The 22,853-nt window shown below is 34.5% G+C and carries 23 protein-coding genes; 2 read left to right on the top strand and 21 right to left on the bottom strand.

The genetic code is table 11. From position 1 onward, the window contains the following. The first annotated feature begins 119 nt into the window (after nt 1-119). Together PSF09_RS17125 and PSF09_RS17120 are read left to right on the top strand one after the other, a co-directional pair. Nucleotides 120-365 carry an AbrB/MazE/SpoVT family DNA-binding domain-containing protein gene (locus tag PSF09_RS17125; protein WP_004906951.1) on the top strand — a complete coding sequence of 82 codons (246 nt, stop codon included), beginning with the start codon at nt 120-122 and terminating at the stop codon, nt 363-365. After that, nucleotides 362-724: a type II toxin-antitoxin system PemK/MazF family toxin gene (locus tag PSF09_RS17120; protein ID WP_096863621.1), complete on the top strand. Its 363-nt coding sequence runs from the start codon at nt 362-364 to the stop codon at nt 722-724. Before PSF09_RS17125 ends, PSF09_RS17120 begins: the two co-directional genes overlap by 4 nt. A gap of 29 nt (nt 725-753) precedes the next feature. Here the strand turns inward: PSF09_RS17120 and trmL are convergent, their stop codons facing one another. The 21 genes from trmL to rfbB all read right to left on the bottom strand — a co-directional run bounded on the left by trmL (nt 754) and on the right by rfbB (nt 22,762). Then, entirely contained in the window at nt 754-1,257 is a 504-nt protein-coding gene (gene trmL / locus PSF09_RS17115; protein ID WP_042846710.1) for a tRNA (uridine(34)/cytosine(34)/5-carboxymethylaminomethyluridine(34)-2'-O)-methyltransferase TrmL, read from the bottom strand. Nucleotides 1,258-1,340: 83 nt separating this feature from the next. Further along, nucleotides 1,341-2,777 (bottom strand): lipopolysaccharide biosynthesis protein, encoded by a 1,437-nt coding sequence (locus PSF09_RS17110; RefSeq protein ID WP_272684224.1) that lies wholly within the window; start codon nt 2,775-2,777, stop codon nt 1,341-1,343. Nucleotide 2,778: 1 nt separating this feature from the next. Next, nucleotides 2,779-3,561: a phosphocholine cytidylyltransferase family protein gene (locus tag PSF09_RS17105; RefSeq protein WP_272684223.1), complete on the bottom strand. Its 783-nt coding sequence runs from the start codon at nt 3,559-3,561 to the stop codon at nt 2,779-2,781. A gap of 1 nt (nt 3,562) precedes the next feature. Further along, nucleotides 3,563-4,168, bottom strand: coding sequence for a gamma-glutamyl-gamma-aminobutyrate hydrolase family protein (locus tag PSF09_RS17100; protein ID WP_272684222.1), 606 nt, complete (start codon nt 4,166-4,168; stop codon nt 3,563-3,565). Next, entirely contained in the window at nt 4,168-7,209 is a 3,042-nt protein-coding gene (locus PSF09_RS17095) for a PEP/pyruvate-binding domain-containing protein (RefSeq protein WP_272684221.1), read from the bottom strand. The genes PSF09_RS17100 and PSF09_RS17095 overlap by 1 nt, the downstream gene beginning before the upstream one ends. 17 nt (nt 7,210-7,226) lie before the next feature. Next, nucleotides 7,227-8,534 (bottom strand): CDP-glycerol glycerophosphotransferase family protein, encoded by a 1,308-nt coding sequence (locus tag PSF09_RS17090; RefSeq protein WP_272684220.1) that lies wholly within the window; start codon nt 8,532-8,534, stop codon nt 7,227-7,229. A 13-nt stretch (nt 8,535-8,547) separates the two neighbouring features. Next, on the bottom strand, nt 8,548-9,573 hold the full coding sequence (gene galE / locus PSF09_RS17085) for a UDP-glucose 4-epimerase GalE (RefSeq protein ID WP_272684219.1): 1,026 nt from the start codon (nt 9,571-9,573) through the stop codon (nt 8,548-8,550). A 17-nt stretch (nt 9,574-9,590) separates the two neighbouring features. Then, nucleotides 9,591-11,669, bottom strand: coding sequence for a polysaccharide biosynthesis tyrosine autokinase (locus PSF09_RS17080; protein ID WP_272684218.1), 2,079 nt, complete (start codon nt 11,667-11,669; stop codon nt 9,591-9,593). 35 nt (nt 11,670-11,704) lie between these two features. Beyond that, nucleotides 11,705-12,133, bottom strand: coding sequence for an arsenate reductase/protein-tyrosine-phosphatase family protein (locus PSF09_RS17075; protein ID WP_272684217.1), 429 nt, complete (start codon nt 12,131-12,133; stop codon nt 11,705-11,707). A 5-nt stretch (nt 12,134-12,138) separates the two neighbouring features. Next, on the bottom strand, nt 12,139-13,293 hold the full coding sequence (locus PSF09_RS17070) for a polysaccharide export protein (RefSeq protein ID WP_272684216.1): 1,155 nt from the start codon (nt 13,291-13,293) through the stop codon (nt 12,139-12,141). Nucleotides 13,294-13,351: 58 nt separating this feature from the next. Next, nucleotides 13,352-14,407, bottom strand: coding sequence for a DUF1972 domain-containing protein (locus PSF09_RS17065; RefSeq protein ID WP_272684215.1), 1,056 nt, complete (start codon nt 14,405-14,407; stop codon nt 13,352-13,354). Continuing rightward, nucleotides 14,404-15,225, bottom strand: coding sequence for a glycosyltransferase family 2 protein (locus PSF09_RS17060; protein ID WP_272684214.1), 822 nt, complete (start codon nt 15,223-15,225; stop codon nt 14,404-14,406). Before PSF09_RS17060 ends, PSF09_RS17065 begins: the two co-directional genes overlap by 4 nt. Next, nucleotides 15,215-16,384 carry an O-antigen polymerase gene (locus PSF09_RS17055; RefSeq protein WP_272684213.1) on the bottom strand — a complete coding sequence of 390 codons (1,170 nt, stop codon included), beginning with the start codon at nt 16,382-16,384 and terminating at the stop codon, nt 15,215-15,217. Before PSF09_RS17055 ends, PSF09_RS17060 begins: the two co-directional genes overlap by 11 nt. Further along, nucleotides 16,381-17,280, bottom strand: coding sequence for a glycosyltransferase (locus PSF09_RS17050; protein WP_272684212.1), 900 nt, complete (start codon nt 17,278-17,280; stop codon nt 16,381-16,383). Before PSF09_RS17050 ends, PSF09_RS17055 begins: the two co-directional genes overlap by 4 nt. Before the next feature lie 83 nt (nt 17,281-17,363). Beyond that, on the bottom strand, nt 17,364-17,912 hold the full coding sequence (rfbC, locus tag PSF09_RS17045; protein WP_272684211.1) for a dTDP-4-dehydrorhamnose 3,5-epimerase: 549 nt from the start codon (nt 17,910-17,912) through the stop codon (nt 17,364-17,366). Beyond that, a complete protein-coding gene (rfbD, locus tag PSF09_RS17040) occupies nt 17,909-18,781 on the bottom strand; it encodes a dTDP-4-dehydrorhamnose reductase (RefSeq protein ID WP_272684210.1) in 873 nt (290 codons plus the stop codon). The genes rfbC and rfbD overlap by 4 nt, the downstream gene beginning before the upstream one ends. A gap of 61 nt (nt 18,782-18,842) precedes the next feature. Beyond that, nucleotides 18,843-19,961, bottom strand: coding sequence for a DegT/DnrJ/EryC1/StrS family aminotransferase (locus tag PSF09_RS17035; RefSeq protein ID WP_272684209.1), 1,119 nt, complete (start codon nt 19,959-19,961; stop codon nt 18,843-18,845). A gap of 14 nt (nt 19,962-19,975) precedes the next feature. Then, a complete protein-coding gene (locus tag PSF09_RS17030; RefSeq protein ID WP_272684208.1) occupies nt 19,976-20,434 on the bottom strand; it encodes an acyltransferase in 459 nt (152 codons plus the stop codon). Next, nucleotides 20,421-20,831, bottom strand: coding sequence for a sugar 3,4-ketoisomerase (locus PSF09_RS17025; protein WP_272684207.1), 411 nt, complete (start codon nt 20,829-20,831; stop codon nt 20,421-20,423). The genes PSF09_RS17030 and PSF09_RS17025 overlap by 14 nt, the downstream gene beginning before the upstream one ends. Continuing rightward, nucleotides 20,828-21,700 carry a glucose-1-phosphate thymidylyltransferase RfbA gene (rfbA, locus tag PSF09_RS17020; protein WP_272684206.1) on the bottom strand — a complete coding sequence of 291 codons (873 nt, stop codon included), beginning with the start codon at nt 21,698-21,700 and terminating at the stop codon, nt 20,828-20,830. Before rfbA ends, PSF09_RS17025 begins: the two co-directional genes overlap by 4 nt. Nucleotides 21,701-21,703: 3 nt before the next feature. Then, nucleotides 21,704-22,762, bottom strand: a complete 1,059-nt coding sequence (gene rfbB, locus PSF09_RS17015) for a dTDP-glucose 4,6-dehydratase (protein ID WP_272684205.1) — start codon at nt 22,760-22,762, stop codon at nt 21,704-21,706. Nucleotides 22,763-22,853: the final 91 nt, after the last annotated feature.

Raw genomic sequence — 22,853 nt, 5'->3', positions numbered from 1 at the left:
TTTGACTTCCCTCATCTGTATATAAATTGACCGAAAATTTGCTTTAACCTCAATGAAGTTATACAATGTTTATACATTGAGAAACTAATATACTCAAAAATAAGTATGGGGTAAGAGAAATGAGCGTTGCTATAAAAAAATGGGGAAATAGCCAAGGCATTGTTATCCCATCAGCTATCTTAAAACAATTAGGTATTGAGGTTGGTCAACGTCTTGATATTTCTGTTAATAACGGTAATTTGGTTCTTTCTCCCAAAAAGAAGATAAGGATGTTTTCTGAAGCTTATTTGCTTGACAATATGAATGAATATAATAGTCATTCAGATGAACTTGCTCAAATTAATGATATGGAAATTGGTGAATGAGTAAAAGTTACATACCAAGGCGAAATGATATTATTTGGTTAGATTTTGACCCAACGAAAGGAAAAGAAATAGGAAAATATCGGCCTGCACTCGTTTTATCCAGTGTGGAATATAATAAAAAATCAGGCTTGGTAATTTGTTGTCCTATTAGCACAAGCATTAGAGGGCACATAACAGAAGTAGGGATAAATAATCTTGATACTCCGTGTGTTGCTGCGGCAAACCTTATTCAAACACTATCTTGGAAAGATAGAAGTATGAAGTTTGGGGTAGTTGCTGATGAGGGGGTTCTTGATGGTGTGCTCGCAAGGTTGATCCCATTAATTGGTGGAGAGCATTTTTTTATTGATTCAAACTAAAGGAACTCAAACTGAGCTCCTTTTATAATCTAGTCCTTTAGCAGCGCCCCTGCATACCCCAACTGCCTCCATGCTTCAAACACAACCACTGCCACAGAGTTGGATAAATTCATACTGCGGCTGTCTGCCAACATAGGAATACGAATTTTTTGCTCCATAGGCATGTTATCTAGCACATAAGGTGGCAACCCACGGGTTTCAGGGCCAAACATCAAATAGTCATTTTGTTGGTAGCTGACATTGCTGTGGCTTGGCTTACCTTTAGTGGTTAAGGCAAACACGCGCGCCCCACTTTCAGATTGGTTATTATCCGGGTTCAGCCCTTCACTTTTTAAAAAAGCATAATAATCATGGTGATGCTTGATATCGGCAAATTCGCTATAGTCTAAACCCGCACGGCGTAGGCGTTTGTCATCCCATGTAAAGCCAAGAGGGTGAATAAGATGCAAATCAAAGCCAGTATTGGCACAAAGACGAATGATATTGCCAGTATTTGGCGGTATTTCTGGTTCGAATAAAACAATGTGTGGCATAGTCTTAACTTAACATATTAATTTATTAGGTAATACATCATATTAAATATGAATTATCATAGATGTAGTGATAGATACAAAAATTAGGAAAATTTATTTTTAACTGTGTTCATAATAGTTATTAATATTCTATCTTTAAATAAAAGTAATAATAATATATAGACTATCATACCAATGGTGATTTTTATCAAAAGTTCAAGCCAAGGATTACTCAAAGAAATAAAAAATATACTAACATACATTATTGCTGAAGATAAAATATATTTTTTTGATATAATTAATTGGTCTAGCGCCCCGAAATTAAATAATTTTTTTGGGTAATATGCATTAATAAAAAATGAAATTAAAGTAGTTGTCAGGATGGCTATTGCCATTCCTTTCATACCGTAAGGGATAGCGAAAAAAATAGATATCAATATTAATGGTAGCTTACTTAAGTCTGTTTTTAAAAATAGGTCAGAACGACCAACAGCATTCAAAATATTCATGTTTATAGCACTTATGGGGGTTATCATACGAGCAAAGCATAGTATTTGAATGATTGGAACTGCAGGTAACCATTCTTCCCCTAAAAAAGCTACAGTAAATGTATCTGAGATTGCAGCAAAACCAGAAAAAATAGGAAAAGAAATTAGCATGGTAACAGAAAGAAGCTGTATATATAATGAAATTAATTTATCTCTTTGCTCTTTAATTGAAGTTAATATGGGATAAGTTACTCCTTGTAAGGTGGATGAAATAAATTGTGATAAAAAATTAGTTAAATTAGTTGCTTGACTAAAATAACCCACATTACTTACGTTAAAATAACGACCTATTAAAACAATGTATAAATTGTTAACTAGTGTAGCAAAAAATCCTGCAATCATTAAATTTGAACCAAACCTAAATAATTCTTTAAAGGATTTTTTACTAAAGATTAATTGAGGAACCCACCTTGAAAAAAAATAGAGAAATATATTAGTAAATATAGCTTTTGATAAAATCAAAAAAACAAAAGCCCAGTAGCTATAATTGTTAAAAACTAAATAAATAGATAAGATTGAACCTAATAAAGTTGCAATAACATTAGATATGGCTTGACTTTTAAAATCAACTTTTATTATTAATTTCGCTCTAATAACAACAGAAAATGAGTTAATTATAATAACTAAAAATAAGACTCTAGAGATATTTATTAATTCAACTTTGTGATAAAAATCAGCAATTAATGGAGCGGAAAAAAAAAGGATGGTATAAATGAATACTCCCCAAATTATATTGATGTAAAATATAGTTGAGTAATCATTCTCGGTGGCGTTATGACTCCTTTGTATTAGTGCTTGAGAAAATCCATTATTGATTATACTTTCGGATAATAGTATGAATATGCTTAACATACCGATTAATCCAAAAGCATCAGGGCCTATTACTCTAGCTATAAATAGTGTAACTAACAGATAGCCTATTTGAGTAATAAGCTTATCTGCACTACTCCATAACATACCAGAAAGTAACTTATTTTTTGTGTTATTATCCATACTAGCTATCTATTTTTATATAATCAGCCAGTGCTCCTGATTCATACATATCTCGATATTTTTCTAGCTCATCTGCTGAATCAACTTCTAACCAGCCATTACTAACCAAAGCTGGTTTTACTATCCATTCAGAATTAATGAGTGATTGTATTAGACTAGTCATATACATGTTATCGAAATCTTTTCCATCATAATATTTGCTAGTATCTAGATTGCGATAAAAATTTATAAAATCATTGACTTTATTGGCACTTACTTTGATTAATCCCATATACTGCGCATCAATGTCATCATAGCTTTGGGGTTTTTTACCTAACTCAACTACGTTTCCATTTTCAATTTTGAATGTTTCTGCATCATTTAAGGGTTCATCCATTCGGAGTGACCATAAACGCTTCCACTCTTTATCTGCAGCTAATGCAATATCTCCATCTGTATTCAATAATGTTGTTAATACATCGCGTTGGTAGATGATATCTCCATAACAAATTAAAAGGTCTTCATCAGGTTGCATGAATTCTTCCGCACAGAATAAAGTACCAACCATATTTGTTTTTTTAAAATTTTCATTGGTATATAATTTTATATTGGGAGCATTTAGTTTATCTTTAAGGTATCCACCGACTAACGCAATTTGATTTGAGGGAATACCAGCAGAATAAAGGGTATCTAACTGACGATGAAGTAAAGGCTTTCCTGCTAATTCAACCATACATTTTGGTCTATCATTAGTATAAGGTCTTAAACGAGTTCCTTGGCCTGCAGCTAGTATGATAACTTTCATGTTACTCTCCAAATAATTCTTTTAATAGTTTAATGTCATTTTGTTTAAAAGGTATCTCTCTTTCAGGATGCCACATGATTCCAAGCCAAGGGAGGCTTTGGTGCTTTACCGCTTCTATAATACCATCTGTAGAAGATGCTAAAATTTCCAATTTAGTGCTTAAATGCATAGGTAAAATCGCTTTATCATGGTAGCTATTTACATCATTAAAACCTCGTTCATGAGCCCAGCGGCCACTTAGAGAGTGCTTAATAGCAACATGTCCATCAACCTTAGATAGCTTTCCACCTAGATAATGATTAATAAACTGCATACCCCTACATACACCAAGTACAGGAAGCTTTTCTTTCTCCGCGAAGTTAAGTACAGCTTCTTCAAGGTTATCTCTTGGAATCGCAGACCCAATGTCATTACCTCCACTTAGAATAAATGCATCTAAAGCTAATTCCTTGAGGTATAAATGGATATCCGTGATATGGCTGCTGAGCATGATTGGCATGTATCCAAGTGACCATAAAAGTTCTGCCCAATGAGTATCTAAGGCATCTCTATTTTCGTCACGGCCATGAATATGCTCAAGCCTTTGAGTAATACCAATACGCTTCATTAGTGTAAAACCCGCAATTGAGCATTTACTGGATCGAGTTCCAAGGTTTTACCTTTACTTAGTTGTCGGTAAAGTTGTTCTCCAATACCAATAGCCGCAGGTAAATCGAATTCAGCAGAGCGAATAGCCATGTGAGAATTTGCTCCACCATACATTGTAACTAGCCCTGCAATACCTTGACCAAATAGCCAATCATAACCAGGATCTGCTTGAGGAATCAAAACGATACAATTTTTCACATCTGGTTGCTCTGACATTGATAGGCCATCTAGATTAATCAATGGGGCTTGTACTGCTTTAGAACCAATATAATTTGGTTGGTCTGCTTGCAGTAAAAAAGAGTAAAAATCGTTAGTACTAGTGAGTAAAACGGGTAACTCACACGCTAAAGATACTTTTCTATAGTTACGTGCAAAAATAATTTCATCTTTTAATGTATCAATTTGTTCTTTTGATAAAAAAGTATTTTCTTTCAATTTTAGTAAGCTATCAATCGAAAGATTTGAAACTGCTTCGCGATCAAATCCATTATCTACTGCCCATATAGCTAACAGGTCTAGTGCATTAGATAGGTTACGAGAAAATATAAATTTAGATTCTTCGCGGCCTTCAATTGCATCACGTAAGAATTGCTCAATTTCACTATCTGTAAAATTTAAATCGATTGAACGGATTGCATCAAAGAAATTTGATTTTTCGGTATTCCAGTTATCTGTTGTTTTTGTCTCTGTAACTTCATGAGCTGTGATTAATAAAGGCCGTAGATATTTCTCTGGATCATCATGATATGCTGAAGATGTAATATCATATGTCCCGGGTCTTAAATGACCATATTTTTTGACAAAGCTTTCCCATGCCATAGTACCAACAGCTGTATTGTGCGCATCATTACTTAATTGGTGGGAAACAGTTCGTAGGCTAGACATAAATTCGCTTTGGGCTTTTTCAGATAATACCCCAGTAGTTACAGCTTCCTTGAGTAAAGTTACAGCCACAAAACCACTACGAGCTAAATGCGCAAATGGTAATGTACCTAAAAGGCGACAATCTTCCAATAATAACCAAACTTTATGTAATAAATTGTTTGATTGATAATTTTGTAATGCAGTAAATTTTTTCTCTAAAACTTTAATATTGTTAAGGTCATTTGCTGTCCGCAAGATTGCATTTTGAGTAATTGCTTTTAAGCCATCACGAAGGTTACTTATTTCTTCTATTGAGAGCTTCGCTTCTTTTAATAATCTATTTTCCCAATGTGTGAAATTTAAGCTAAGGCACGTTGGAACAACATCAAATTCAACTTTATCATGTAAGTGAGGGTGTTTTTTTAACCACTGCAGGTAAAAGTTAACAAGTTTAGTGGATAACGAATCTGATACTGTGGCTGGAATAAATGTATTGAAACTTGCTCTAACATCAATATAAGGAGTCCCAGCAAAATTAATAAGTAGTTCTTGAGGTCGAATATCACGATATCCATATTCAGCACGCTGAGTTGCCCAAGTTTCATTTAATATTAAATAACGATATAAACTTTGTGAAAGTTCACTTGGGTGAGTGCCAATTATCTCTGCCGGATTCCAATCAGGCATAACACCAAATATTGTGTGGTTGCCAAGGACGTGAGGAGGTGATTGTTGTAAAGAAGACCACTTATTTTCAGCGTTTGCTAAATGTGTGAGGACTGTATTTGATACTGTATCAGATTTTGTTTGTTCTACAGCAATAGGGCGAACCTGTAAGATATGAACTTCATTATTCATATCGACTGCAAATTCAACATCAAGAGCATCATAAGAAAGCAATGATTCAATTTCACGTAAAGCAATAACAAGTGGCGTCAACCTTTTATCTGCAATTTGTTCTAGGGTTGCATCACGACGGACGTATAATGTTTTATCGTCTTTAGTGTTACCTGCTGTGATACCATCGGTAGAACCGCTTTCTTCATAGTTGATAACATAGTATGGTGCTCCTTTCTCTAGGGTACGGGTGAATGCAACACCACTCATAGTGACTTGTTGCAACATAGGTTGAACAAGCACTTGGTCATCTACTTGTATATCACTGTATGACGAAATAACTTCTTCAATGGCAGGCTGTAAGCCGTTGTCTATATCGACATTAAGAACACTGGTATATGCGCCAGCGTTTGAATGGGTAAATGCATCTTCGCTACGAGCACTAGACCTCACTACTAGAGAAATATTGATAAATTTTGATTTGATTTTGTTAATAACAGTTGTTGGATTGTTTTTCCAATCAGCAACTGTAAATGAAACTTGATCTTGAATTGTTGCTTTAGATACTAACTTTCGTAATCTTGCTAGTGTTTCAGCTTTTGTACCCAAAATAAAATGAGCAATATCTCTAGGATGATTAACTTCAGCCCATTCACCTGCAACATCATATCCTGATACTGATAGCCCCGAAACACGAAGGTATTCGACTAAAAAAGCAAGGTTTTGCTTTTCTAGGAACTCAGGCTTTTCTTTTTGCAATCTTCGTAGGGTATTTAAGGATTCGCCAGAGAAACGAACTACACCAATAAATTCACCATTTGCCCATTCTGTTGGTATATCATAACCCAGTCGACATACAGTAGAACCACTAATAGTGATCTTTTCACTTGCATGTATATCTTCAGGAGAACGGTCGATATAGCGCTGTTTCCAGTGACTGTCCCATGCAATAGTAATTGGTGAGTTTACCTTACATAACTTACGTATTAATTTATCACGAAATAGTAGGTCACCATAACAGACAATAAGCTCATCAACATCATCTAAATTTGCTTGGAATAAAGAATAAATACTCCCTGTCGTTTCCCATTTTTTATTTTGTTTGATATGTATACTAGGGTATTTGCTTGCAATTTCATCAGATTGATAGCCTAAAATGAGGTCTATATCATCACTATTGCTTGTTAATGCGTCAAGTAACCAATCAAATACACTAATTCCATTTATTTTTTCTAGGAGGGTAGGTTGATCGCCATAGTGAGGAGCTCCAGCTCCTAAGATAATTGAACGGGTTTTCATAAGTATTAAAAAGCCTTTTAGTTCATTTTATTTGTTAATAATAATTTTATGTTAGAAAGTATTATCTCAGATGGACGAGAGTTAATATAATAATTCTCTAAATATTTATTGAAAAAATCAGAGTTATTTCTTTTTGTTTTTTTTCTTGAAATAATATCTTCGATAAACATTATGATTTCTTCTTGATTACTAGCTAGGTTATAACAGTTTATTATTTCCTCACCAAAATTATTTAAGAAATGAAAATTATTCTTATTATTTAATAAATATAGTCCTGGTTTGTCTGTAAATGTATACTCTACGATAAAAGAACTTGAGTCATGTATTATTGCATCAGATTGTTGGAATAATCGCTCATACTCTCCATTATCAAACTGAGTATATGACTCATTCTCCCAAAATGAATAATATTCATCCGTTTTTTCTTTTCCCCAGTCGCGGTGTAGATAAAGTTTTTCTCTTAGCAATGGGTGTGGTTTAAATGACCAACAAACATCATTCTGATAGTTTTTGGCTATCTTTTGAATTAATAATCCAAAATGAAGGAAAGTAGAGATTGAGTCACTATCTATCGAATGATGGGGTGCATAGATAATTTTCTTTCTTTCATGATTTTTCCAAACTGATAAACTACATTGAAGATCTTTATTTACAAAACATTCTGAAGCTGGGTAACCGCTTACTAAACTATTTTTACCTTTAATAATTGAATGCTTCTTAAATTCTTGATAAATAAATTTATGTGGCCAATATATTTTCCACATGCAATTCAAAAATGAGGTGTTTAACAAAGTTTTATTATCACCAGCGTGATTGGTTGCCATGAAGTAGTATGGAATGTAGCATGTTAAATAGTTTAAAAATACATCTTGGTAATATTCTTTTCTTGTTAAGTTATGAGGATTAGTAAAAAAAACAAGGTCAGGGCTAAGTTCGCTCAATGTCATCCATGAATTATCTTTTTTTAGAGATTTAATTACAGGGTACCCTTTCTCTTTAAAATAAGTATATGCATTATTCATATCCTCACACATTTTGTCATCACTATAAATAGTATAAGGACAGATGAGAATTTCTGGTTGAAAATATGAATCTTGAAGCATTTTTTGAAATATAGGGTCTACCTTCCAAACGCTATCATGAATAACTAAAAAAAGGACCTTTATTTTTTCTTTTTCTTGTATTTTTTTTGTTAATTCAATATGAGATTTGCTTGATTTTTTAATTAAATACCTTAGTTTTTTTTTTTCAAAAAAAATATAATTTAGTTTTAGGAGTAATAATATAATTGTTCTTGGAAGGAACTTTTTGAGTAATTTTTTCATATGTGGTAGTAACTTAAATAGAGTAACCATTAGGATTCATGGACTGCCAACGCCAGCTATCATTCACCATATCTTGAATAGAATACTGCGCCTTCCAGCCTAGGTCTTTAAATGCTTTGTCTGGGCTAGACCAACATTCCGCAATATCACCGGGGCGTCTTGCTACAATCTCATATTTAATTGGTTTACCTGCCGCTTTTTCAAAAGCAGTAATAATTTCCAGCACACTTGTGCCAGTTCCTGTACCAAGATTGTAAACATGTAATCCTGCTTGTTGGCTAACTTTATTCAGTGCGGCAATATGGCCATCTGCTAAATCCATCACGTGAATATAGTCACGCACACCAGTACCATCCGGTGTTGGGTAATCATTACCAAATACCATGACTTGTGGGCGGCGTCCTACAGCGACTTGGGAAACAAACGGTGCCAAGTTATTTGGAATACCCTGCGGGTCTTCGCCCATGGTTCCAGATGGGTGTGCACCAACAGGGTTAAAGTAACGTAGTAATGTCAGTGACCAATCATCTTCCGCAGTATATAAATCCGAAAGGACACGCTCAACCATATACTTACTGGTTCCATATGGGTTGGTGGTTCCACCGACTTTGGAATTTTCTGTTAATGGTACTTCTTCAGGGTCGCCATATACGGTTGCCGATGAACTAAAAATCAGGCTTTTAACACCCGCTTTTTTCATGCTTTCCACTAATACCAACGTGCCATTGACGTTAACATCATAGTATTCAATTGGCTTCTGTACTGACTCACCAACAGCTTTTAACCCAGCAAAGTGAATGACGGAATGAATTTGATGATTAGCAAAAATAGATTCTAAAATTTGGCCATCACGCACATCACCTTGGTAAAATACTGGCTTAACACCTGTGATAGCTTCAATACGGTTAAGCACTTCAAGGTTAGCATTATGCAAGTTATCTAAAATAACCGGCTGCATCCCTTGCTGGATCATCTGTACACAGGTATGGCTACCAATGTAGCCAAGACCACCAGTAACGAGAACGTGTTGATTATTCATCTCAATATTCCTGAGTCTTAATATTCGTAATGGTAGTTATAATCGTCAGACCTTGCATCAATACCATTCAAGATCACACCCGTAATTTCGATATCATTTTGCTTAAAGCGCTTCAGTGATAAATCGACATCTTTCACGGTATTCACCCCGTAGAAAGCAATCAGCAATGAAGTACCGACATATTTACCAATAATCGCCGAGTCAGTAATTGCTAAGATTGGTGCAGTATCGATCACCACAATGTCGTATTGGTTTTTGACTTTATCCAGCAACTGCTTAAAGCGTTCGCCCATTAATAACTCAGAGGAGTGAGTAACATTTTTACCACGGCAAATCACATCGAGGTTTTCAATTACGTTGGCATGTATAGTGGGTGATTCTATGTTTTGCTGTGACAGATATTCAGATAAGCCCGCTTTATTGTTTAACCCAAAAGCTTTATGCAAACGGCCCTTACGCAAGTCGGTATCGATTAATAACACTTTCTTACCTGCGTTAGCTAGTACCACTGCCATGTTAGAGGTAACAAAACTTTTCCCGACTCCAGGTGACGCACTGGTGACCATAACCAGATTGTTACCTTGGTTCATTACCGAGAAGTACACGCTGGTTCGTAATGAGCGGATAGCTTCAACTGCAGTATCTGCTGGGTTTTCTATTGCTAATGGGTTCTTATTGCCTGCTTCAATCAGTTTTTTCTCATAGGCGGAGAAAGGAATGGTGGCGTAGACGTTGACACCCAATGCATCGATATCTTCCGTGCTCTTAATTTTATTATTAAAGAACTCGCGAGCAATGACATACGCGCAGCCGATAATAAAGCCAAGGATAGTGGCAAGCACCACAATCAGTGATTTTTTTGGTGCAACAGGTTTTGGTTGGGATTCCGCAGAGTCAATAATACGTACATCTGCAGTAATACCGGAGTTCAATACACTAAGTTCTTGTTGCTTCGACACTAATTGTGCGTAAATCGCTTGTTCTGCTTCAACATCACGGGTTAAACGGACGATTTCTTGTTGGGTATTGGGTAATTTTTGAATATTTTTGCTGATTTTTTCTTTTTCGCGTAACAGTTGCTGGCGTTTATCTAATAGAGACTGGTAAGCGGGGTGGTTACGAGTATATAACTGTTGAATTTCCACTTCTTTGAAGGTCAATTCATTGAGTTTCTCTTCGACCTGCAAAGCAGTATCTAAAGCGGCTTTGGCTTCTAAAGAGAGGTCAATCGATTCATTCTTTTTGCGAAAGTCATTGAGTTGGTTTTCGTAGTTATCTAATTTCTTTTTAATCGTAGGTAAGTAGCCATCTAAGAATACGAGCGTATTGTTAGTGACTTCTTTTTTGCGTTCGGTATTTTGGTTAACATAGTTTTGGATAACACTGTTGAGAATGTTAACATTCTCAACTTGATCCGCACCTTTAATCGCTAAGCTGATAATACCGGTACCTTTGCCCACTTCCGCGATGGTTAGGGTATTACGTAAGTCTTCAATGGTGGAGTAACGGGCATTTTTAATTAATGAAAACTCTTCGCCAGTTTCAGCCGCGAAACTGGAAACTAATAAGTTAATTTCCCCTTGTTTGAGCACTTCACCTACTTTACCTTGCAAGACTTGGCCATCCACATAGAGGGAATAATTATTATCCCCCAGATACGTCAGGGTTAATGGCTCACCAACTAAGTTTTCAGGTAATTGAAATAGGGCAATATGGACGGGAGCCACTTCACCAAGTAACTTACTGACAAAACCTTCAGGGGCTGCTTGAGTGTCTAAGTTCAAGTCTGCAACGGTTTTACCTAACACCATGCGGGACTTGATGACTTCAATTTCAGAGTCGACTTGGTTATTGCTGTTACCAAATGGCATGACATCACTCATTTGGTCGAGTAATGAGACCTGGCCTAATTTGTCATACTGTAAGGTCGCATTCGCTTGGTATATGGGGGTTGCGAATAAACTGTATGCAATGGCGATAGCCGCAAAAATAACAGTAAAAAACCCAATTTTAATGGTGTTGGATTTCAAAACTTTAAACAGAGCGAGCAGATCGATTTCATCTGAGGCAGGGGAGCTATTTTTTGTTGTGTTCATAATAGGTTAAATGTTAAGTCATCCAATAAATAAAATTAAATTTTGCCTTGCCAAGCAATCGCGGCTTTTTCCATCAACTGGTAAACATGTTCAAACATTTCATCACTGCGTTTGTGTGGGTCAGGGATTTCGGTTTTATTAATCCATTGCCCAAATAACATCACCTTACCGCGAGTTTCAGGAAACTGCTGGTGGATTTTAGCAATATGATCGTTTTCCATCACTAGGATTAAGTCTGCTTTATGGCATATTTCGCTGGTTAATCGACGTGATTGATGGTTTTTAAGGGAAAGGCTATGTTGCTCGGCAATTCGGATGGCACTGTCATAAGCGGGCATGTCATTTTTGGCGATAATACCCGCCGAATGAACAGTTTTTTCGGGAAAATGTTGTTGCAATAAACGCTCCCCCGTAGGAGAGCGGCAGATATTTCCCATACAAACAACGAGAATGTTATTAAACATATCGATTACCAGTCGTGAATACGCTTGGTACCTTCGGTTAATTGATTATAAGTTGCGATAGTTGGTAACAGTTGGGTAATCAAGCGGTTCCAACGTACTACAGGCGCAGCGGTAACATACACTAAGTCATAAGGCTGTAGTTTAAATTCAGTACCCATTACAAGCGATGTCGCATCTGATAGGTCTAACTGATAAACAGCGGCCATTTTTTTCGGTAATAGCGCTTCGAGTTCTTTGTCTTCTGCTGGTTGGTTTTTAATTGGGCGGATAACAAATACCCCTGTTGCATTAGCTGTTGTTTGGTCTATCCCGCTCGCTTTGCTTAAGGCTTCAGTAATACTCATACCCGCACGGTCAATGGTTAAGGTCGTTGGTTGACCGACTTCACCCATTACAAACACTTTTTGGCTATCATTACGTGGCACATACAGCACATCACCCGGTAGCATCAGGTAGTTTTGGGTTAAATCACCGTACTGAACTAAATCTTGTAATGACACTTTAATTTCTTTGCCGTTACGGGTAAGAACGACGTTATCCCAATCGGCTTTTTCGGTTAAGCCACCGGCATTATTAAAGGCTTCTAAGATAGTTAAAGGAACGTTAGTGATAGGCAGCGTACCCGGCTTAGCTACTTCGCCAGAGACATACATTTTTTGTGAGCGGAACGCGGCAATACTCACATCCACTTGTGGGGATTCAATATAGGTGGCTAAACGGTTGCTGATCAGAGTTCGGATTTCAGTAACGGTTTTACCGATCACTTTGACTTTACCAATATATGGGTAATAGATAGTGCCGTCGGAGTGAACCCAGTTACCGGAGTCCTGCGCACTACGGTAAGAACCCGCAGGGATAGTCAATTCAGGGTGGTCCCAAACCGTAATCGTTAATACATCACCTGCACCCACACGGTATTCATAGTGAGTCAGTTGCTTTTCTAACTGTGCATTGGGTTTAGCAATGGTGGGGGCGGTGTACATATCATCCAATAATTTTGGTGAAATGGGGTAGATATCAACCAATTTAGTAATATCACGGTCACCGGTATCAACCACATTTTTGCCTGAGGTTGACATATAGGCACCGGGGGTGACGGTGCAGCCTGTAAGTAATATACTGATTGTTAATAGTGTAAGTGGAAGACGTATTCTAAGCACGTTATCATCCTATAGGTGAATTGGTCTAATGATATATGAATATTAAGAAAACATCTTTTCAGTAATAAGTGTTCTCATAATCTTTTGAAATTTTATGCCAAGTATAGTGTTCTAATGCTATTTTTTGCATTACATAGCCATTACTTTCAAGTTTGTTATCTGCAGCAAGACATAATAGCTCAATTAAGTTTTGATCTGATTTAAAATAATATGCTTTATCATCTGTACTGTATCTATTGAAGTTACAGTCATAGGCTAGAATAGTTACTCCAAAATGCATCATTTCTACTAATGAAGGATTTGTTCCTCCCGCAGAATGACCGTGGATATAGAGTGAACATTGTTTTCTTAGTAAATATAGCTTGTCAAGATTATATATAGGATCTAATAATTTAATATTTCCATACTTGCTATATTCACTTTTAAGTTTTTTTCCGAACTCACTAGAATTCCAATTTCCAACAAATATTAAGTTTTTTTTTGATTTGCTGAAAGCTTTTAGGATCATCGCAATATTATTTTCTGGTTCAATTCTACAGAGAGCTAGAGCGTAGTCAGACGATTTGGTAGGAAGTTTTGTATTGCGAAGAGCATGGTCGCCACCATAGGCTATAGTATTACTTTTTATATTGTACTCATTGTAAACATAATCACTTATCGCTTGATTATCAGTAATAATTACGTCAGAGAACTTCACTGCAATAGATTCAGATAATTTTAAGAACCGTTGTGTCCATTTTCCCCACTTATCTCTCTTCCATTCAAGCCCATCAATATTAGTTACAATCTTACTATTTGAAAATAATTTGAATATTGGAAGAAAAAAACAGCCAGAGACACCAAGGATGAGAACAACATCTGATTTTATTTGCCAGCATTTTAAAAGCGATAAAATGTCATAAAAAATACTTTGTATACCATTCGCTTTTAACGGTAAATATACTAGTTCTGCATTATTATGATGGCTTAACTGAACTTTATAATGATGTTTTGAGCAAAAGACAGTATATTCGATTTCTTCTGAGCTATTTTTTGTTAAGTTTTCAACAAGAGACTCAAACCCTCCATAACAAGCAGGTATTCCTACTGTTCCTACGATGACAACTTTTTTCACATAAGCCTCTTGATAATAAGAAATAACTTGTTTTTTAAAAACGTTGATAGGGGAATGTTGTACCATTTAAGAATTATTTTCAGTGAGTTAAGTTTTTTTAAATATAAATAAATAATTTTAAGTTTTTTACTTATACTAAATTTATGACTGCCAACGGCATTGTTTGTATGTTGGCGATAGTGTATTGAACAACATGGAGAAAAATAAATTTTCCCAATCTTTGAAGCTAGTATAGATAGCATTTGGTCATGATAAAAAATATCATACCAAGGAAGGTCTAGCGAAATAAATTCATCCCTTAACTGTCGATTAATTCCAATAGTACAACCTGTAACTAAGCTATTATATAGAAAATTTTCTGATTTAGAAAATAAGTCTGGGGTAATCCCTTGATGTTGCCAAAAACTAACTCCTAAATCTTTTCCATTATCATTTACTAAGTTTAAATCTGAAAAATATAATGAAGGTTTAGCATTGTAGGATAGATGTAGTAAGGCATTTTCTATTTTATCAGTAAACCAAATATCATCTTGGTCACAGAAAAAGTAAAAATCTGCTTCAACCACAGATAGTAATCTAGAAAATGATAATTTTGCACCTAAATTATCATTTTCATCAAGAAAATAAATATTATTATATTGCAATTCATATTTTTTTATTATATCAATTGTATTGTCAGTGGAACCATCATCCCTAATGTGAATTTCAATTTCAAAATTAGAATCAATAGTTTGGTTTAAAAGCGAATCAATTTGAGAATTTAAATATCGCTCTCCATTAAATGTAGCTAACAAAATCGCTATTTTTTTAATTTTCATTTCCACTCCCATTTTTTTGTTTTTTATTTGCAATAGAGAAACAAAAATATATATTCAGTAAAACGAAATGCCCATAAGGTGAAACTAAATATACATCTTTAAAATTAAGAAAAAGGAGAGATGCTGTTAAGATGAAAAGTACGAGTGAGTTATATTTAATTGCTGCAAAAAAATAAGGAGCATAAAATATAGTGATGGTTAATAGTAATCCGATAATACCGCTAGATGTAAGAAGTCGAACGAAACCTAAATCACTCTTAACATCACTAAATGTTATTTGATCCCCAAATAACAGGTTTTTTGGTAAAAACAAGGATTGTAAGACGCCAGTAACTGATGAATCTGAGTTTTTAATTGAGTCACCAGATAATATATTATTAATGAATCCAAATGCCCAAGTTTTCATCCATTCAAAACTATACCAATCTATCGATAAAGATAGCATTACAATCACAATCACAATTAGTGAGAATTTTATAGAAGAAAGTTTATTTTTTGAAAGTATTAAAAAGAATAAAAAATATATTAAAGCAAGTAAAACTCCAGTTCTACCAGAAAATACAATGGCTGCAAGTGTGATTAATGAAAAAAATGATAATTGTAGAATGTTTATTTTTTTAAAGTTAAAGTAATTACGAAATAGGAAAATAAAACAAAAAGCTGTTAAAGTTGATATGTATGAAAAAGCATCATAAGTAAAACCGGGATACCTTGGTATAGGGTACTCGAAAACTAGTGGATTAGTCATAATTATAGAATAAAAAATATCTTTATTAATTATGCCTAAATTAATGATTATAATGAATATTGAATTTATAAAAATAGCCAGAAAAATTGTTTTGTTAATATAAGGTTCGTTTTTTTTATCGTAAAAATAAATGATAATTAATTTTGACAGAAAAAAAATCAATATGTTTAAAGTAAATATAAATATCAATCTTTGGTTAAATTCGCCAGACTTTAATAATCCTAAAATTATATTAAATGCAATCAAAATAATCATTGAAATTATAAGGAAAAACTCTGTCTTTTGTAATTTATACAATTTCCAAAAGAAAACCAACGGTAATAAAATTATAATATAAAAAACAGAAAATCCATATATATACGGCTGTATTAAACATAAAAATAGGAAAATAACTAATGTAAAAGTTTTCATCTTAGAAAAGCCTTTATTTTTTTGAATAAATCATACATATATCTAAATAATGATTGTTCGAAATACAATATTTTGTTATTTATGAGGCATTTTTCATCATTAGTTAATATATGGTTAAAATAGACAAATCGTTGAAATATCTTTCCTTTATTTTTATTTTCATTAATTATATTTTCCCATATTTTAATGTAATCATGATAAATAACTGATTTCTTATTTATAACTGATGATATTCCATTAACTGAATATTTAATGGATAACCTATTAAATAGGTATATTTTCTCTCCTGACTTTAAGGATTTTAAATAAAATGGGAAATCTTCGATGTAACGATAAGACTCATCAAACATATTTTTTTGTAAAAAAGCTCTTCGGTAATATGTAGAGGCTCCAGATATTATGTTTCCTTTTGAAATAATATGTTTATATAGTTTTTTAGGCGTTTCGAATTGCTTCCATGTATTATAAGGGGGGAGAGGGGACAATTCTAAATTATTAGCTATTGGGGCTCTTAGACATGTAACTATATTCGCATGATTATGATCTGAGAAGTAATTAAGTATGTCTGTAATTACAAGGTTATCATAGAACATATCATCAGCTGATAAAGGAAGTATAATATCACCGTAGCTTTCTGAGATAGCTTTGTTAAATGATTTGACAGTACCAATATTTGTTTTATTTATAATAACTTTAATATCGTATTTTGAATCTAGATTATATTTTTCTATTAAATTTACTATATTATTTTTATTTAAATTTTTGGTTGCATCATCAAGTACAATAAGCTGACCACGTATTGATGGGGGGAATGATTGAGTTGATAAAGATTGAAAAGCAGTATTTAAGAGTTCATAATTATTGTATGTTAATGTGATGATAGAAAAAGATTTCATATGTTATATCATATTATTTTAAAAGATACATGTATATGTAGTAATAAGCTTCATTATCAGTGATAGTGAAGCTAGCATTTATATCATAAGTAAGCTGCTTGATTAAACAGAATGCCTTTTTTATCTTTTTCCGATAAAACTGGGTGTTCTGTGCATAGTGGCCATTCAATAGATAAGTTTGAATCGTTCCACATAATAGTCTGCTCACTCAACGGATCATAATAATTAGTGCATTTATAGTGAAATACAGCTTCATCACTAGTGACATAAAAGCCGTGTGCAAACCCTTCAGGGACCCAGAGTTGACGTTTATTTTTATCTGACAAATACACGCCAACCCATTTTCCAAAAGTTGGAGAATTAGCCCGAATGTCTACTGCCACATCAAATACTTCTCCTAAAATTACACTAACTAGTTTTCCTTGTGTATTTTTTGTCTGATAGTGTAGTCCTCGAAGGATTCCCTTTCGAGATTTTGATATATTATCTTGTACAAAATCAGTAGGTTTATTAGTAATTTTTTCTTCAAATTTTTCTTGTTGCCAGATTTCTAAGAAAAAACCACGATCATCACCAAATACCTGTGGTTCTATAATTTTGACTTCTGGAATATTTGTTTCTAAGACTATCATTTTTTATATTTCTCAATTTGTTGTAGCGATAATTGCCAATTACTTGCATTAATACCTAATAATTGAATTTTTGTTAAATCCAAGCGTGAATTATGGGGGCGCATAGCTGTAGTTGGGTAATCAGTTGTTTTTATGGCATTGACTAAGGGTTTTGTTAGTATGATTTTTTTATTTGTAGCTTGCTCAAAAATGTATTGAGCAAATTCATACCAGCTAACATAAGGAAAACCTGAATAATGATAAATTCCATATCCCTCAAAATTATTATAATGTATACGCTCTGCTAAATTAATTAATGTCGATGCTATATCAGCTGCATCGGTCGGCCCACCATATTGGTCGGATACTATGGATAAGTTTGTACGTTCAGCAGCAAGCCGCAACATAGTTTTGACAAAATTATTTCCATGCTGAGAAAAAACCCATGAAGTCCGTAGGATTATATGTCTAGGGCATGAGTTAATAACTGCCACTTCACCATTTAATTTTGTTTGTCCGTAGACACTCTTGGGATTTGTAATGTCATTTTCTGTATATGGTAGCTCTTTGTCACCACCAAAAACATAGTCAGTTGAAATATGTAAAATAGCAGCTCCAATATGATGAGCAGCTTTAGCAAGATATTCTGGGCCTTTAATATTAATATTTTCCGATTGCTTAATCTCTCGTTCTGCTCGGTCTACTGCGGTATAAGCAGCAGCATTTATTATAATATTAGGTTTGAATTCGGAAATAATTCGAAAAACAGCTGCTTTATCTGTTATATCAAGTTGGGTAGAGTCAAGTGCAAGTAATTCTGTTTTATTAGTTAATTGCTCTTCTAAACAATGACCAACCTGCCCTTTGCTGCCAGTGACGAGAACTCTCATAAAATGAGCTCCTTATTGAAAAAATTTACAATCATTACAAGAGATATTTAATAAAATAATTCTAAAGTATAAAATTGTTTAGTACGTTAATTACATCATCTATCTCTACTGGAGTTAGGGTTGGGCTTATCGGTATACTAAGAACTTTTCTGTGAATATTTTCTGTTATGGGTAATGATAAGTGGCTATATTGTTGATAAGCATGTTGTTTATGTGGTGGTGTTGGATAGTGAATGAGCGTCTGAACGCCTTGCTTCTCTAAATGTATTTGTAATAAATCCCTATGTTCAGTTGAAATTACAAATAAATGCCAAACATGGCTTTGGATATGATTTTTATATTCTTCGATATCTAATGGTAATTGGATCAATGGATTATTAATATATTGAAGGTATTTCAATGCGACCTGTTGACGGGCTTCTGTTTCTTTATCTAAGTATTTTAATTTAACATCAAGCATAGCCGCTTGGATTTCACTTAATCTACTATTAACACCTTGGTAAAGGTTTTCATACTTTTTGTGAGAGCCATAGTTGCGCAGTGCTTTTAGTGTATTTGCTAGCTCATCATCATTAGTGGTAATTGCACCAGCATCGCCTAGTGCGCCCAAATTTTTACCGGGGTAAAAACTAAAACCCGCCGCATCCCCCCAATTGCCACACTTTTTATTGCCAATTATAGCACCATGAGATTGAGCACAATCTTCTAGTACTAAAAGATCATATTGCTTTGCTAGTGCCATTATTTCTGGCATTGGAGAAATTTGACCGTATAGATGAACAGGTAAGATCACTTTTGTCTTACTAGTAATAGCTTGTTTTATATTTGCAATTGAAAGGTTATAGCTATCTTCATCGGGCTCAACTAATACAGGTATTAAGTTATTTTCTGTAATGGCAAGTACAGATGCAATATAGGTATTCGCTTGGACAATGACTTCATCACCAGCTTTAATTTTACCTAGCTCTTTCCATGCTCGTAATACAAGAGTTAAAGCATCTAAGCCATTAGCAACGCCAATAGCATATTTTGTACCGCAATAATTAGCGAAATTAGTTTCAAAGCTTTCTAATTCTTTTCCCATGATATACCAGCCAGAATCGATAACTCGTGAACATGCATCTTTTAACTCTTGCTGGTATTGATTGTTTATTTTTTTTAAATCAAGAAAATTAATCATTATGAGTCCTACAATTACTTTAAATATCGAGTTATTTTTGCTGGATTGCCGACTACAAGAGCATTAGCTGGTACATTTTTTGTCACTACGCTTCCTGCGCCAATCATTGCGTTCTCACCTATAGTTATACCTGGTAAGATAGTAGCATTTGCGCCAATTGATGCCCCCTTTTTTATAACTGTTAGAGGGAAATTGTCGGGGTATTGTTTAGAGCGTGGATATTTATCATTTGCAAATGTAACACATGGTCCAATAAAAACATCATCCTCAATACGAAGACCGTCCCATAAATAGACACCTGACTTTATTGTTACGTTATTTCCAATAAGGACATCGTTCTCAATCAAAGTATGTGCACAAATATTACAGTTAGTCCCTAATTCTGCATTTTCTAAGATAACACTAAATTGCCAAATTCGAGTGTTTTCACCTATCTTCTTACTTTGAACATCACTTAATTTATGAATGAACATTTTTGCATTCTTTTAAAAAAATATTGTAATCTCGAATATAATCACTTTCGTCATAAAGCTCGCTTGCTAGTACGACTAAAACACAATCCTCTGAAAAATCATGCATTTCTCGCCACATAAAGCTATTAATATGTAAGCCGATATTTGGATTGTCGAGAATAATTTCGTCTTTGTTATGTCCATCATCAAGGACAAAGCGACAGCTACCTTTTACACAAATAGCGACTTGTTGTAGGTTCTTGTGTGCATGAAAACCACGAGAAACTCCTTCTTTAGTTCCAAAAATGTAATAAATACGCTTAACATTAAATGGAATATTTTTGTGCTGCTCTAATGAAATTAATGAACCTCTATCGTCTCCTAGAATTTGAAATTCTATTATATTTGCTAGTGTCATTTTTTTTTCTCAATTAGACTAATAAGATACTCACCATAGCTATTTTTCCGACATTTATTCGCAGTCTCTAAGACTTGCTTTGAAGTTAGCCATTGCTGTTTAAATGCAATTTCTTCTAAGCAAGCAATTTTAAATCCTTGCCTTTTTTCAATAGTTTCAACGAAACTTGATGCATCTAATAGACTATCGTGAGTTCCAGTATCAAGCCACGCAAATCCTCGACCAAGTAATTCCACTTTCAACTTTTTATTTTTCAGATAGATTTGGTTTACAGTGGTAATCTCTAACTCGCCACGCTCAGAAGGTTGGATACTTTTCGCAATTTCAATAACGTCGTTATCGTAGAAATATAAGCCAGTTACCGCATATTTTGATTTCGGTTTTAACGGTTTTTCTTCAATAGATACTGCATTATATTTGTCATCAAATTCAACAACACCAAAACGCTCAGGGTCTTGTACTTCATAGCCAAATACGGTGGCACCATCTTTAGTGTTTGCTGCGTTTTGCAATTTAGGGGAGAAACCTTGTCCCCAAAATATGTTATCACCTAATACTAAACACACACTGTCAGAGCCTATAAATTCTTCACCAATAATAAATGCCTGCGCTAATCCTTCAGGTTTAGGCTGAACTGCATATTGGATTGAAATCCCAAATTGTGAGCCATCTGCTAATAAACGTTCAAAGCCACTTTGGTCTTCTGGAGTAGTAATAATTAATACTTCGCGGATACCTGCTAACATTAATACTGAAAGCGGATAGTAAATCATTGGCTTATCATAAATAGGGAGTAACTGCTTCGAAACGCCCATAGTTATTGGATATAACCTTGTACCTGAACCGCCCGCTAAAATAATACCTTTCACTTTTTAAGCCCCTAATCTTTCTCTGTTATATTTATTATTTTGAACTGATTTACACCACTCACCATTCACCAAATACCATTCCACTGTTTTACGAAGCCCAGTTTCAAATGTTTCTTCTGGTACCCAGTTCAGCTCATTTTTAATTTTTGTAGCGTCAATGGCGTAACGAAGGTCATGACCAGGTCTGTCGGTTACATAAGTAATTAACTCTTCATAGTGATTAATATCATTTGGTTTATTTGGTACTAACTCATCGAGGATGCTACAGATTGTTTTAACCACATCAATATTGGCTTTTTCGTTATGGCCACCAATATTATAAGTTTCACCAATTTTGCCCTCGGTGACAACCTTGTAGAGCGCTCTTGCATGGTCTTCAACGTATAACCAGTCTCTAATTTGCTGCCCATTACCATAAACAGGTAATGGCTTACCTTCTAAAGCATTCAAAATAATAAGTGGGATCAGCTTTTCAGGGTAGTGGTAAGGACCGTAGTTGTTAGAACAGTTGGTCACAATGGTTGGTAACCCATAAGTACGTTGCCATGCGCGGACTAAATGGTCGCTGGATGCTTTAGATGCAGAATATGGGCTGCTCGGTGCATAAGAAGTGGTTTCAGTGAATAGGTCAGTTGTTGATTCAAGGTCGCCGTAAACTTCATCTGTTGAAATATGGTGGAAGCGGAAGGCTGATTTTTTATCGCTAGGCAATTGGTTCCAATAGTGACGAGCGGCTTCTAATAAAGTATAGGTACCGATAATATTCGTTTGAATAAATTCACTTGGGCCATCAATAGAGCGGTCAACATGGGATTCAGCTGCTAAATGCATCACCACGTCGGGTTGGTGTAGGTCAAAGAGTTGTTTAATGACTGCAGAATCACAAATATCGGCTTGAGCAAATATATAATTGGGGTTTTCAGAAATCGGTGCTAAAGATTCTAAATTTCCTGCGTAAGTTAATTTATCAATATTAACAACATTGTCGTTAGTATTATTAATAATATGGCGAATAACAGCAGAACCAATAAAGCCTGCGCCACCAGTCACGAATATTTTCACTGAGAACCTTGTTATTAAGTAAGTAATAAAATAAAAGTGGTTTATAGTTAACTTTAAAGGTGTTAATTATTAATAAGCACCCATAGCTACC

The sequence above is a fragment of the Providencia sp. PROV141 genome (assembly GCF_028481645.1).
GTDB lineage: Bacteria > Pseudomonadota > Gammaproteobacteria > Enterobacterales > Enterobacteriaceae > Providencia > Providencia rettgeri.
The sequence above is the reverse complement of the archived record's forward strand: the minus strand, read 5'-3'. Positions and strand labels throughout refer to the sequence as shown.